The 12085-nt window shown below is 66.8% G+C and carries 11 protein-coding genes; 4 read left to right on the top strand and 7 right to left on the bottom strand.

Annotation, left to right across the window (positions count from 1 at the left end):
* Positions 1–101 precede the first annotated feature (101 nt).
* A complete protein-coding gene (locus LZC94_15200; protein WXB18574.1) occupies positions 102–1133 on the top strand; it encodes an aldo/keto reductase in 1032 nt (343 codons plus the stop codon).
* Between the two features lie 39 nt (positions 1134–1172).
* Here LZC94_15200 and LZC94_15195 read toward each other — a convergent pair whose 3' ends face one another.
* A complete protein-coding gene (locus LZC94_15195) occupies positions 1173–2093 on the bottom strand; it encodes a LysR family transcriptional regulator (GenBank protein ID WXB18573.1) in 921 nt (306 codons plus the stop codon).
* Between the two features lie 339 nt (positions 2094–2432).
* Positions 2433–2666, bottom strand: a complete 234-nt coding sequence (locus tag LZC94_15190) for a hypothetical protein (protein WXB18572.1) — start codon at positions 2664–2666, stop codon at positions 2433–2435.
* A 372-nt stretch (positions 2667–3038) separates the two neighbouring features.
* Here LZC94_15190 and LZC94_15185 point away from each other — a divergent pair, with 372 nt between their 5' ends.
* Entirely contained in the window at positions 3039–3767 is a 729-nt protein-coding gene (locus tag LZC94_15185) for a glycoside hydrolase family 75 protein (protein WXB18571.1), read from the top strand.
* A gap of 106 nt (positions 3768–3873) precedes the next feature.
* On the opposite strand, the gene LZC94_15180 is transcribed toward LZC94_15185, so the two are convergent.
* Positions 3874–4821 (bottom strand): LysR substrate-binding domain-containing protein, encoded by a 948-nt coding sequence (locus LZC94_15180; GenBank protein WXB18570.1) that lies wholly within the window; start codon positions 4819–4821, stop codon positions 3874–3876.
* A 109-nt stretch (positions 4822–4930) separates the two neighbouring features.
* Between LZC94_15180 and LZC94_15175 the strand changes: the two genes are divergently transcribed.
* Both LZC94_15175 and LZC94_15170 read left to right on the top strand, forming a co-directional pair.
* Positions 4931–5224: a DUF6506 family protein gene (locus tag LZC94_15175; GenBank protein WXB18569.1), complete on the top strand. Its 294-nt coding sequence runs from the start codon at positions 4931–4933 to the stop codon at positions 5222–5224.
* 204 nt (positions 5225–5428) lie between these two features.
* On the top strand, positions 5429–6049 hold the full coding sequence (locus LZC94_15170; protein WXB18568.1) for a glutathione S-transferase N-terminal domain-containing protein: 621 nt from the start codon (positions 5429–5431) through the stop codon (positions 6047–6049).
* 4 nt (positions 6050–6053) lie between these two features.
* Here the strand turns inward: LZC94_15170 and LZC94_15165 are convergent, their stop codons facing one another.
* The 4 genes from LZC94_15165 to LZC94_15150 form a co-directional block, all read right to left on the bottom strand.
* A complete protein-coding gene (locus LZC94_15165; protein ID WXB18567.1) occupies positions 6054–7202 on the bottom strand; it encodes a hypothetical protein in 1149 nt (382 codons plus the stop codon).
* 171 nt (positions 7203–7373) lie between these two features.
* Complete coding sequence (locus tag LZC94_15160; GenBank protein WXB18566.1) at positions 7374–8417, bottom strand: AraC family transcriptional regulator; 1044 nt, start codon at positions 8415–8417, stop codon at positions 7374–7376.
* Positions 8418–8581: 164 nt separating this feature from the next.
* The gene (locus LZC94_15155) at positions 8582–11236 is read right to left on the bottom strand and encodes a protein kinase (protein WXB18565.1); all 2655 of its coding nucleotides are present in this window, start codon (positions 11234–11236) and stop codon (positions 8582–8584) included.
* Positions 11233–11982 carry a hypothetical protein gene (locus LZC94_15150; protein WXB18564.1) on the bottom strand — a complete coding sequence of 250 codons (750 nt, stop codon included), beginning with the start codon at positions 11980–11982 and terminating at the stop codon, positions 11233–11235. The genes LZC94_15155 and LZC94_15150 overlap by 4 nt, the downstream gene beginning before the upstream one ends.
* Positions 11983–12085 lie beyond the last annotated feature (103 nt).

Genomic DNA, 12085 nt, shown 5'->3' with positions numbered 1-12085 from the left:
GTCTTCTCCTTGAAGTCGAACGGGGCCAAAGTTCACCCGGCTCGGACGGCGGGGCGCCTCGAATGGCGCGCCGTCCAGGTCACTGGAAAGGATACTTCTTCATGGAATACACGCGCTTGGGAAACACCGGTCTCGTCGTTTCGCGCCTTGCTTTTGGCGCGATGACCTTCGGCTCAGGCAACATCCCCTCCATTTACAAAGTCGACGAAGGAAACGCGCGTGCCCTGGTCGACCGGGCCCTGGCCGCGGGCATCAACTTCTTCGACACGGCCGATGCGTACGCCGACGGCGGATCCGAGCGGATCTTGGGGCAGGTGCTGGGCACGCGGAGGCAGGAGGTGGTGCTCACCACCAAGGTGGGCATGCGCTCGGGCGCGAATTTGCTGCAAACGGGCCTGTCGCGCCGGCACATTCTGAGCTCGTGCGACGCGAGCCTGACCCGGCTGGGCACCGACTACATCGACCTGTACATCGTGCACCGCTTCGATCCCATCACGCCTCTGGAGGAGACCTTGGAGGCGCTGGACTCGCTCGTTCGCGCAGGCAAGGTGCGCTACGTCGGGTACTCCAACTGGGCCGCGTGGCAAGCGGCAAAGGCCGTGGGCCTGCAGGAGCGCCATGGCTGGGCGCGATTCGTCGCCGCGCAGATGTATTACTCGCTGGTGGGTCGGGATCTGGAGCACGAGGTGCTGCCGTTCGTGCGCGACGCCGGCATCGGCACCCTGATTTGGAGCCCGCTCGCCTCGGGGTTCTTGTCGGGCAAGTACACGCGCGAGAACCTGCAGGACCAGAACAATCGATTGTCGGGCTTCGACTTTTTGCCCTTCGACAAAGAAGCCGGCTTTCAGCTGGTCGAGGCCATGCGCCCCATCGCCCAAGTCCACCAAGCGTCGGTGGCGCAGGTGGCGCTGGCGTGGCTGCTGCAAAAGGCCGGCGTGGGCACCCTGCTCCTCGGCGCCAGCAAGATGCACCAGCTCGAGGACAACCTGGGCGCCCTCCAGGTGAAGCTCTCGGCCGCCGAAATGAAGACCCTCGACGAGCGCAGCCCGCACGCGTCGTACTACCCCAACTGGTTCACCGACCGGCTGCGCGATCCGCAAGTGGATCAGGCGCTGGGCGGCCCGTCGACCTAGCGCGCCATATCTTGCGATGACGGCGCGACCTCACCCGGGCTACGGCGAAGACGCGAGGGCGCGAAGCGCGTCGATGAGCGCGCGCACCTTGGGGATGGTTTGGGCGCGCGCGGGGCAATGCAGGAAGAGGCCCGGAACGGAGGGCGCGAACGCCTCGAGGACGATCTCGAGGCGGCCCTCCGCGAGGTGGGCGGCGACGGCCTGTTCGTGGAGGTAGGCGAGCCCGAGCCCGCGAAGCGCGGCCGCGACCATGATGCGCGCGTCGTTGCAGACGACCGAGCCGCGGGTGGCGATTTCCAGCTCGCGTTTTCCTTGTTGGAACTCCCACGCATAGAGGGCGCCCGAGGTCATACCGCGGTAGCCGATGCACTCGTGCTTCAGCAGATCGCGCGGCTTTTTGGGCCGGCCTTTGCGGGTCAAATACGCGGGCGAGCCCACGACCACGAACCGAAAAGGCGGGGTGACGCGAATGGCCACCATGTCCTTGTGGATCGCTTCGCCCAAACGGAAGCCCGCGTCGTAGCCCTCGGCGATCAAATCGACGAAGCGGTCATCGACGCTGATCTCCAGCTCGAGCCCCGGGTGCGACTGCACGAGCAAGGGCAGCAGCGGCTCGACGAGGATGGGGATCGTAATCCCAGGGACGCTGATCCGGAGCTTGCCCTGCACCTCCCCTCCTCGGCTCGCCGCTTCGTCGATGGCATCGAGCGCCTCGCGCAACCCACCCGCGCTCCGCTCCAAGAGCCGCCTCCCGGCCTCCGTCACATTGACGCTCCGCGTGGTGCGCACCAAAAGAGGCACACCCACCCGATCCTCCAGCGACCGCACCGACTGACTCAGCGCCGAAGCCGAAACCCCGAGCGCCCGCGCCGCCGCCGAAAATCCGCGCTTCTCGGCCACCGTCACGAACGCCAGGAGCGCATTGAGCTGCGTGAGCTTCACATCGTGTGCGTAGCGCAAATCGGGGCCGCCTAGGGCCGCATTGGCGAGGATGGCCGACGAAGGCGCCCCCGGTCAGGATTGGGCGCGGCCGACCCGCAACGTGAACCTCGCCGAAGAAGACTTTCCCACCTCGGTGCAGGCGGCGCTGAAAAAACTCCACCTCACGTGACGCGCGAAGGGATCGAACGGCGCGCCACGTGTGCGTGTGCTACGCGTCGAGTCTCCGTACCGCGAGCGTAAGCGAGCGGCGAGCCCTCCAAGTGCCGGACTCCCAGGGCACCGAGCGGGACGATCGCGTGTCGGGTCGGATCGTCACCGCTCATCGCTCGCCGCCCGCTCACGCTCGCGGTACGGAGATCATGCACATCGAATCCCTGCCCCGAAGCGCCTCTTGGGTCGCCCGGCGATGGGCTTTCGCGGGCGGCCGAATCGGAAGGTGCCCGTGATCCAATCGGACGCGATGGCGTCGTCGATGGGTTCCGGTGAGGTGGAATCGAAGTCGCTCGATGGGTCGACCTCCAGGCGCTTGCCGGCAAAGCCTCCCGACGTGACCATCGAGGCCGGCGAAGACGATGAGAATTTACGGATCATGGCGCGCTCCTGGTGGGGTGCTCGAGGCGACGGCCGCTCGAGGCGGCGGCGGCTCGAGGCGGCAGCGGTCCGAGGCGACGATGGCTCGAGGCGACGGCGGTTCGATGTGCAATCACGTCGCGATGGCTAGAGCAATGGCGATACCAATTGGCCATTGCGCGAAATTTCAGCACAATCGCGCCACAATCGGACCAATGCGCTCGGTTCGCCGCAGTGCGCCTACATGATCCAGACGATCACGTGCCTGATCGGTGCGATCAGTCTTGTACAAGTTAGGAAACTTTCTTAACAAATAGATCCGCGCGAAAGGGCGGTCTTTTTCAACGTCGCCCCGCGCCCACCGCAACGCAGCAGCCACCAAGGAGACCCACCATGTTTTTGCGCTCCCATCGTGCGGCATACGGGGTGTTTCTTTTCTCCACCTTGCTCGTCAGCGCCATCGGGTGCAGCAGCGCGCCCGCCGAAAACATTTCCACGGAGGACGAACCGCTCACGGGCGAGCCGGGCGCCGCTGCCGCGGGGCCGACCGCGGCCCAATTGCTGGCCAAGGTGACCAGCTGCAAGCAAATTTCGAATGGCAAATACAGGACGGACAGCGAAACATCGGCCAGCATCGCCGTGTGTGACAAGAACGGCGCGGTCTTTTGGAAGGCCGATATGGATATCGACTGCGACGGCCAGACCACAGCGAAGTGCAATATCAACACGGATCCCTGGTACCAGAACGACACGGCGTTTCATCAATCGGATGGCAAGCCGCTGAACGCGGAGACCCTCCCCTACGTGGTGGTGCCCAGCCCCAGCAACATTTGGAACTACAAGAACTTCGGCATCCAAGGCGGCGGGGTGGTGGCCATCATTTACAAGAACCAAGTCCTCTACGCGGTGGTCGGCGATACGGGCCCCACGCAGATCATCGGCGAGGCGTCCTACGCGGCCGCCAAAGCGCTCGGCATCGATCCCGATCCGGCCACCGGCGGCACCGACAGCGGCGTGACATACATCGTGTTCAAGAACTCCAAGGTGTCCCCCATCGAGAGCCACGCCAAGGCGACCCAGCTCGGGCAAACCTTGGCGCAAAAGTTCATCGACGAGAACTGATCCACGGCGCGGCCCGAATGCGCGCCTTCATCCCAGCTTCGTTGAGCAGTACCGGGGCACCGTCCGGGTCGCGGCGCCCCGTTTTTTTTGCGCTCCGGCGGCGCGCTCACGCGGGCGGCGCGAACGCGGGCGGCGCGAACGCGGTGGCGACCTCGCGCAGGCAGGCGGCGAAGGCGCGCACGCGCGGGCTGATGTCGCGCCGCGAAGGAAAGACGAGGAAGGTGGACGAAATTTCGGAGCCGCTCCACTCGGGGAGGAGATGCACCAAGGTGCCGCGGCGGAGCGACGCCGTGCAAAGGTGCAGGGGGAGAATGGCGATGCCGGCGCCGCCCTTCGCGAGGCGCTTCAAGAAGGTCATGCTGTCGGAGCTGACGGGCGCCTCCGATGGACGATGGGCATCGCTCTTCGTCCCCGACGCGCGATCGGCCCGCAGCGCGGACGAAGACAGTCCCAAAAGGCGCAATCCATCGCGGCCCACGAAGGGCAGAAGATCGTGCTCCCGAAGATCCGCCAGCCGCGCGGGCCGGCCGCGGACCGCGAGGTAGCGCGGGCTCGCGAACAAGCCGAATGGAATGACGCCCAGCTTGGTGGCGATCCGCCCTGGCCCCCCGGGCGCGCTCCCGCGAATGGCGATATCGATGTTGTCGGCGACGAAGTCCAAGGTTCGGTTCGAGAGAAGGACGTCGAATCGAACGCGCGGGTGGCGGCGGCGGAAGGCGCGAATGGCGCGGCTCAAGATCGTTTGCGGATATTCGACGGGCGCGGTGAGCCGGATGGTCCCGGAGAGGCCCCGCTCGCGCCCGGCCGCGCCGGCGCCGGCGCCGAGGAGCGTGTCCACCGCGTCCGCGATGGTCGCGTGATAGGCGCGCCCCTCGTCCGTGAGCGCCATATGGCGGGTCGTTCGCCGTAAGAGGCGCACGCCCAGGTGCTCTTCGAGCGCCGCGATCCGAGCGCTCACCGTGGAGCGCGGGATCTCGAGCGCGCGCGCCGCCGCCGCAAAGCTGCCATGACGCGCCACCATCGCAAATGTGAGTGCCTGATTCAGGTCCAGCATTGTCCATTCCGTTGACCAGCGCGTCCAAAAGGCCGCCAGTTCTCATGCACGGCGCCGCACCGTACATGTTCGGGAGCATTTCGAGCGAATCGAGAAAGGTACGACGAACATGATTTCGAGTTGGGGATTCATTTACCTCGGCCCGGGCTCCGATCCGGCCACGAATCGCGTGGTGCTGAACCACGATGGCCTCGAGACGACCCTCGTCGCCGTGCCGACCCCGGAGGGTGCCGCGCAGGTCGCCGTGGGGCTGGTCGAAGGCGGCGTCCAGCTCATCGAGCTTTGCGGCGCCCTGGGGCCAACCATCGCCGCCAAGGTGATCGAGGCCACCGGCGGCCGGGTCCCGGTGGGGGTGGTCGCCTTCGGGGTCGAGTCGATCGGCCGGCTCGCCGCCCTCGTCTAACTGCAGGCCATTCACGTAGATTCTCGTGCTCCGCGTCCACGTTCCCGTTCCCGCTCTCCTCTCCGGGGTCCTCCGGAACGGGAACGTGTACGGGACGGGAACGTGTACGAGAACGGTATTGCGTCGCGCTGCAGCCACCTGCGTCGAACCGCGACCGCCCCGTTCCCGCTGACGCAGCGGCCGCTCCGGCGTAGGATGGCGCGCATGCGCGTCTTCTGGTCGTCCACGTCGCCCTTCGTCCGCAAAGTCACCGTCTTCGCGCTCGAGACGGGCCTCGAGCCACGCATCGAGCGCATCCCGGTGAAGACGATGCCGACCACCCCCGATCCGGAGCTGTCGGCGTGCAACCCGCTGTCCAAAATGCCGTCGCTGGAGACCGACGATGGCGAATGGCTCTACGATTCGCGCGTCGCCTGTGAGTACCTCGACACCTTGCACGACCGCGCGCCGCTCATCCCGCGCGATGGCGCCCCGAGGTTCGAGGTCCTTCGCCTGCAAGCCGTGGGCGACGGCGCCCTCGACGCGGGCATCCTCTGCCGCTACGAGTCGCTTCGCCCGGCCGCGTACCAGTGGTCCGTCTGGACCGACGCGCAGCTGGGCAAGGTGCACCGCTGTCTCGACCTGCTCGAACGCGCCGCCAAAGGCCCGAGCGCCCTCACGGCCGACGCCCTGAACGTCGGGCAAATCGCCGTCGGGTGCATGCTCGGCTGGCTCGATTTCCGGATGGTCGCGGGCGACTTTCGCCGAGGTCACCCCGAGGTCGCCGCCTGGTACGAGCGCTTCTCCGAACGCCCTTCCATGCGCGCGACCGTCCCTTACGAGTGAGGGATCACAAGCCCCGCAGCTCGGGAAACCGCTCCGAGAGCTCCTGCAGACGCCGATCGTTCGGCGCGAGCTTGCGCGCGCGGACGAACGCATCGAGGCCCTCCTCCCGGTGCCCGGCCGAGAGATGCGCCCGCACCAACCACGCGCCGATGAGGACACTGTCCTTGTGCCCCGCCAGCGCCCGCTCGAACTGCTCGGCCGCCAGCGAATACTCCGTGCGCTGGTAGTGCTGCAGCCCGCGCGCAAAGACATAGAGCGGATCGCTCCCCGCGATCTCCTGCGCCCGCAGCTCGAACCGCCGCGCCAGATCGGGCTTGCCCGCCGACGCCGCCGCCTGAATGGCGTTGGTGTAGAGCGGCTTGTAATTGGGAAAGAGCTTCATCGCCTGCGCCGCCGCGTCGAGCGCCTCGTTCCATTGGGCTTGGCGGAGGTAGGTGACGACCAGGTTGTTGTGCAGCTCCGCCAGGTTCGGGCGCTCGTCCACCAAGAACTGCAGCATGCGCTGCGCGCGGTCCGTGCGGCCCTCGTTCATGGTGTAGACGGCCACGTTGTTGAAGTAGAGCGAGATGGCCGCCGCGTCGTCGATGCGGCGGTAGGAGGCGAGGTGCCAGTCGTCGTACTCGCGCGAGAAGTCGACCACGATTTCGCCGGGGCTCTCGCCGTAGCCAACCGCAATATGCGACGAGGCAAAGAGTGAATCGCCGCTCTCGTAGTAGGAGAGGACCTGGCTCGCGTGAACGAAGTGCGTCTCGAGCCCCAGATGACGCGACAGCGCGACGAAGAGCATCGCGTAGGTCATACAGTCGCCCCGGTGCTCGCGGTATGCGCGCTTGACCGGCAACGACACCCCCTGGACCTGCTCGAAGCCAATCTTGCGATCGTTCAGGTGGCGAACCAGCTTGTGAAGCCGCTCGCGGGGCTCGCCCCGGCGGCCGATGGCCAGCTCCACGTCCTGCTGCATGTCGGGGCTCAGTTCCATCGGGTTCTCGAACAGGAGCCCCCGCGCCCGCGCGTCGGCCACGAGCTCCGCCACCGTCGTTCCCGGCGGGGCGACCTTGGGCGGCTGGCAGCCCGCCGCGCCCAGTGCGAGCGCCAAAAACACCGCGAACCCGAAAGAGACCGCCCCCACGCCCGCACGCGATGCCACGTGCATCCCGCGCCGCCTTGCCCTTGGCGTACCGTCACCAAGCATGGAACACCCCACTTCAACGTGAAGCGTACCACAAAAACCACGACCCCTCCTCCTCGTGCCTCCCCCCGTACGAGGGAGGCAAAAGAAGGAGGGGCAAGTTAGAGCTAAGAAAATAGTCGACCGCGCCCGCGATCACCCTGCCGCCTGCACGCACTCGGCGGGCGGCTGGGAGGAACGGGTGCGCGATTGGAACGCCGGGAGCTGGCGCCGGTAGGCTCGGGGGGTCGTCCCGTGCCACTTCATGAAGGCACGTTCGAACCCTCGCTCGTTGGCGTAGCCGAGTCGCAAGGCGATCTCGTAGATGCTCAGCCGCGGATCGCGCAGGTAGGACTCGGCCAGTTCGTGTCGGATTTCTTCGAGCACGCGGTAAAACGACATGCTCACCTCGCCCAGGCGGCGCTGTAGGGTGCGCGAGCTCACCCGGAGGCGGCGCGCAACCTCGGCCACGGTGGGCGATCGCCCATCTTGTAGGCAGTGCCGGATCTGGCGATGCAGACCGGGGACGGCTTGGGCAGCCACCGACTCGGGGGGGAGCAGGGAGTCGGCATAGCCGTCGAGCCAGGGTAGGAGCCGCTCGTCGCTGGCCGGGATGGGCAACGCGAGGATGCTCTCGTCGAACGCGATACGGTTGCGTCCGCACTCGAATTGCAGGTTGGTCGTGCCGAAGAACTCGGCGAGCGCCCCCGTCTCGCGGGGCGGCGCGTGCGCGAACTCCACACGGGTCGCGTGAAGGCCGACCTGCGTCATCTCGTTGAGATAGCGATGGAAAATTCCGGCCGCAAACTCGTTGCCCTGCCGACCCATGCACAGCGGCTCGTTGGGGATGCGGAATGCGAGAGCGACCTCGCCTGGCGATCGCTCCAGCTCCAGACGGATGGTCTCCGAGAGCAAGCGCCAATAGCGTGCGGTTCGTTTCAGGGCTTGATCGACATTGGGGGCGCTGCGCGCAGCGAACTCCAAAATGCCGAAGCTGCCGCGCGGCGTTCCGCCCGCCGCGTGCAAACCGATGAAGTCGTCGCCCATGAGCTCAGCGGTCAAATCGCCCGCCGCGCGGTACACGTGGAGTGGAACGGTCATCTCCTTGAGGAGAGTGCCCGTTGCCTCTGGGAGCTCGAGTTGGCTTCGCACGTTGGCTTCGATGGCGTGGCCATCGTTCTTGCGAACCCAATCGAACAACAGAGGGAGGGATTGTGAACGGAATAAGATATTGCTGTTGCCGTAGTCCGATATTGATTTGGACGTCACCGCCGACATAAGAGGACCTCCGAAGTTCCATACGCAGGCCGGTCCGAATCGTATAGGCAACTTTCGTCGAAAGGTTCGAACGCTGATTTTTCGCGTTATTTGCAGGAGAGAATGCGGGCTCGACGTTCCGCTTCCCGCGCGGAGACCGAAGCGGGCTTCGACCGACCCCAGCGCTCCAGTACGAAACGGTACGCGCCGCATGCCGCTTCGACATCCCCCAGCTCTTCTTTGGCCATGCCGAGCCAGAGGTGGGCGCGCACATTGAGGAAGGGAAAATCCAGGCTTTGACAGGCCCGGGCCGCGCTCTCCAGCAAGGTGGCCGCGCGCGCGTTCTCCCCCGCGGCGAGGCGAAGCCGCCCCTCGTAGGCGTCCAGCACATGGCTATGAAAGCCGCTGTTCAGCGCCCCGATCCCCGCGCCCCGCGCGTCGTCCTCCGGGGCTTGCTTCATCGCCTCGCCCAAATCGAGCTTCACCTTGGTGGTGCCCCCCTCGCCCCAACCGGCTACGGCCGTACCCCATTTCATGGCCCAGCGCTCGAAGGCGCGGACCCGATGCATGTTCGCCTTTTCCCACGCATCGTTCGAGGCTCGCCATTGGTCGAGGGTGATCCGACCTGCGTGCAGCTGGGTCGCGAACATCATGGGCTCGAGGTAGCTGGCATCTTCGACCCGAGCGTCCCCGCGCACCCACACGTCCTTGCGGGCGATCGCCCGCTCGGCGACCGCCGCGGCCCGTGCCGCTTGTCCCACCTCCGTCAAGATGTCGAGCGAGGTATGCGCCGCATGCCAGTGCGACTCGCCGGCGGCCGAGCCCTGGGCGCTGCGTTCCAGCTCGTCCGACGTGCGCAGCGCATCGTCGAAGTCGCCCACCCAGGCCGCGAGCCGCGAGCGCTGAAACAGCCGAACCGGTAGACGATCGTCGGCCGGCAGCCGGCTCCAGCCGAGGCTGAGCACCTCTTCGACCGTCGCGCGCGACGCGTGGTCGGATGCCAGGCAGTATGCGAGCTGGCGGTAGGCTTTGGGCTCCTCGGGGTCCCACGAGATCCAGCGCCGGGCCTCGGCGGCGGCCTCGCCGCACTGGCCGCGGTTGCGAAGGGCGATCACCCGCTCCTGCATGCAGTCGACCGCCCCGGGCGCGACCTTGAGACAGGCCTCGAGGGCCGTGAGCTCCTCGTCGACCCGACCGAGGCGCGTGAGGATGCGCGCTTGCAGCTGCCAGGCATCGGCGTAGCCCGGGTCCACGTCGGTGGCCCTGCGCACGCGATCGAGCTCCGTTTCCAGCTCTTTTCGCCCGCGAACCAGGTTCAGTTTGCGGATGGTGGTGAGCGCGAGGAGCTCGGCGTCCTTGGGAAAAAGGGCCACCGCTTGCTCGAGGAGGCGCCCCGCCTCTTCTTCGCGCGGGGTGTCCGACGCGACGATGAGGGCCCACGCATCGAGCACGAGTCGGTCGCGTTCGCTCAAAGCATCGCGCACGGCCACCGCGCGGCGCAGCTGCTCGCGCTCGACCAGCGGCGGCGAGAGGAACGCACCGGTGAGGACCAGCCGGAACTGAAGTTCTGGACAGGCACCGTCCAGCTCCGCGGCGCGCTCGAACAGACGGTGCGCCCGCGCCCAACCGGCTTCGCGCAGCGCCTGCAAGCCTTGCCGGTACAGGCTCGCGGCCCCCTGTATGCAGGTGGCCGATGCGGGCAGCGCGGTGATGCCGGTGGGGGCGGGTGCGGGCGGCGTGACCGGGGTCATCCCCGGCGGGGGCGGATCGAAGATGGCGCCTAAAAAAAAGAAGCCGACCGCCAAGGCCAGCACCATGGCGCCCAGCACGTATTGCCGCACCCGGACGAACGATGGGCGGCGGCGCGTGACCCCCGTCTCCACCTCGGCCGCGAGCCGGGCCAGCGCGTCCTGCACGATTTGCGCGGTCGCGGGGCGCTTCGCGCGATCCTTGGCCAGCAGGCGCGCGATCAGATCGTCCAGCGCGGGCGGCACCTCGGCCCGCAGCTCGGACGCGCGGGACGGCTCGTGCAAGAGCAGCTTGGCCAGCACCCGCACGGGGCCTGCGCCCTCGAACACCTCGGTGTTCGTCAAGCAACGGTAGAGAACGCACCCGAGGGAGAACAGGTCCGCGCGGCCGTCGATGTCGCTTTCGCCGTGCGCTTGCTCCGGCGCCATGTACCCGACCGTCCCGATCACGGTGTCGGAGGCGGTGATGTCCTTGGCCGTGCTCGCGCGCGCGATCCCGAAGTCCACGAGCTTCGGCTCGCCCAGCTGCCCGCCGATGAGCAAGATGTTGCTCGGCTTGACGTCGCGGTGGACGATGCCGCGGGCGTGCGCCGCGGCCAGCGCTCCGGCCAGGCGCCGGCCGAGATCGACCACCTCGCTCAGCGCGAGCAGCTGCTTTTCGTCGGCCATGCGCGTGAGGCGGATGCTGAGGCTCTCGCCCTCGATCCACTCCATGGCGAGGTAGGGCTCCCCTTCCTCGGAGACCCCGTGCGCGAAGTAGCGGACGATGGCCGGGTGATCGAGCTCCCCGATGGCCTGGGCCTCGCGCGCGAAGCGCTCCACCGCCGAGGGATCGGCGTTGCGCAGGACCTTGAGGGCCACCGTGCGCCCGGTGACCCGGTCGAAGGCGCGGTAGACGATGCCCATCCCCCCGACGCCGGCTTCCTTCTCGATCTCGAAGCGCGACGCAAAGATCGTCGCCTCGCTCCCGATGTCACGCAGCCCTTCGACGAACGCCTTCGACGAGGTGCTCAAAGCTCGAGGCCGAGCACGGCCCGCGCCTCGTTGCGCAGCTCCTGCTCGCTCCCGGTGAGTTCACGCAAGATGTCCAGCACGAGGGCACGAAATTCACGGCGCGCGTAACTCAGTCGATTCGTCAAATCGGTAACGGACATTCCGAGCTCGGCCGAGGCCGCGGCATACGAAGGAGGACGCGCGGCATCGTCGAGATGAAACAGCTCGAACGCGCGAAAGTGAATCTCCTTGCCCTTTTGAATGCAGGACGCGCGGAGCGCTTCGATGGCCATCTCGAAGACATGGCGGACCCACTCGGTCTCGAAGAGCTTTTCAGGGTCGAGCGCCGCCGCACCTGCCAGGTTCTCCTCCGACGAGAGCTCCCCTTCCGCCGCCTGAAAATCGAACTGCAGCGCCCGCATTTCCCCTTCGCGCTTCTTTGCCGCTCCGCGTCGCGCGATATCGAGCACGAAACGATCCACACAAACGCGAACAAACGTTCGGAATCGGGCGCGCTCCGGCTCGTAGGTGGCGAAGGTGTCCTTGTCGATCGTGCGAAGAAAAAAGGCTTGGGTGATCTCTTCGGCCTCGGCAGGCTCCTTGTGCCAATGCAGCCGGACGTACTTGTAGATTGGCTTCCAGTAGGCGCGCGCCAGGCGGCCCAGCGAACGGTTCCGCTCAACGGAGTCCGCGCTTCGGAGGCCGAAGAGCGCAGACTGCTGAGTGGTCGGAAAATTATCGTTGCTCGTGCGGTTTTGCCCCGCCATGCGAAACCTACGGGCGGTCGAACTTGGAAAACGACCGGCCCCATAGCTTAACGGATGGAGCCGTTTTCGACAACTCGTTGCGGGTTCGAGCGATCCCGCGTAG

Source organism: Sorangiineae bacterium MSr11954 (assembly GCA_037157815.1).
GTDB lineage: Bacteria > Myxococcota_A > Polyangia > Polyangiales > Polyangiaceae > Pendulispora > Pendulispora albinea.
Note: the sequence above shows the minus strand (reverse complement) of the source record. Positions and strands in the feature narration are given on the sequence as shown.

What these genes read in the sequence shown, in the direction of transcription:
- LZC94_15170 (WXB18568.1), top strand. Translation starts at nt 5,429, where the DNA reads ATGCGCGTCTTCTGGTCGTCCACGTCGCCCTTCGTCCGCAAAGTCACC.
- LZC94_15180 (WXB18570.1), bottom strand. Translation starts at nt 4,821, where the DNA reads ATGCTGGACCTGAATCAGGCACTCACATTTGCGATGGTGGCGCGTCAT.
- LZC94_15190 (WXB18572.1), bottom strand. Translation starts at nt 2,666, where the DNA reads ATGATCCGTAAATTCTCATCGTCTTCGCCGGCCTCGATGGTCACGTCG.
- LZC94_15200 (WXB18574.1), top strand. Translation starts at nt 102, where the DNA reads ATGGAATACACGCGCTTGGGAAACACCGGTCTCGTCGTTTCGCGCCTT.
- LZC94_15150 (WXB18564.1), bottom strand. Translation starts at nt 11,982, where the DNA reads ATGGCGGGGCAAAACCGCACGAGCAACGATAATTTTCCGACCACTCAG.
- LZC94_15165 (WXB18567.1), bottom strand. Translation starts at nt 7,202, where the DNA reads ATGCACGTGGCATCGCGTGCGGGCGTGGGGGCGGTCTCTTTCGGGTTC.
- LZC94_15175 (WXB18569.1), top strand. Translation starts at nt 4,931, where the DNA reads ATGATTTCGAGTTGGGGATTCATTTACCTCGGCCCGGGCTCCGATCCG.
- LZC94_15185 (WXB18571.1), top strand. Translation starts at nt 3,039, where the DNA reads ATGTTTTTGCGCTCCCATCGTGCGGCATACGGGGTGTTTCTTTTCTCC.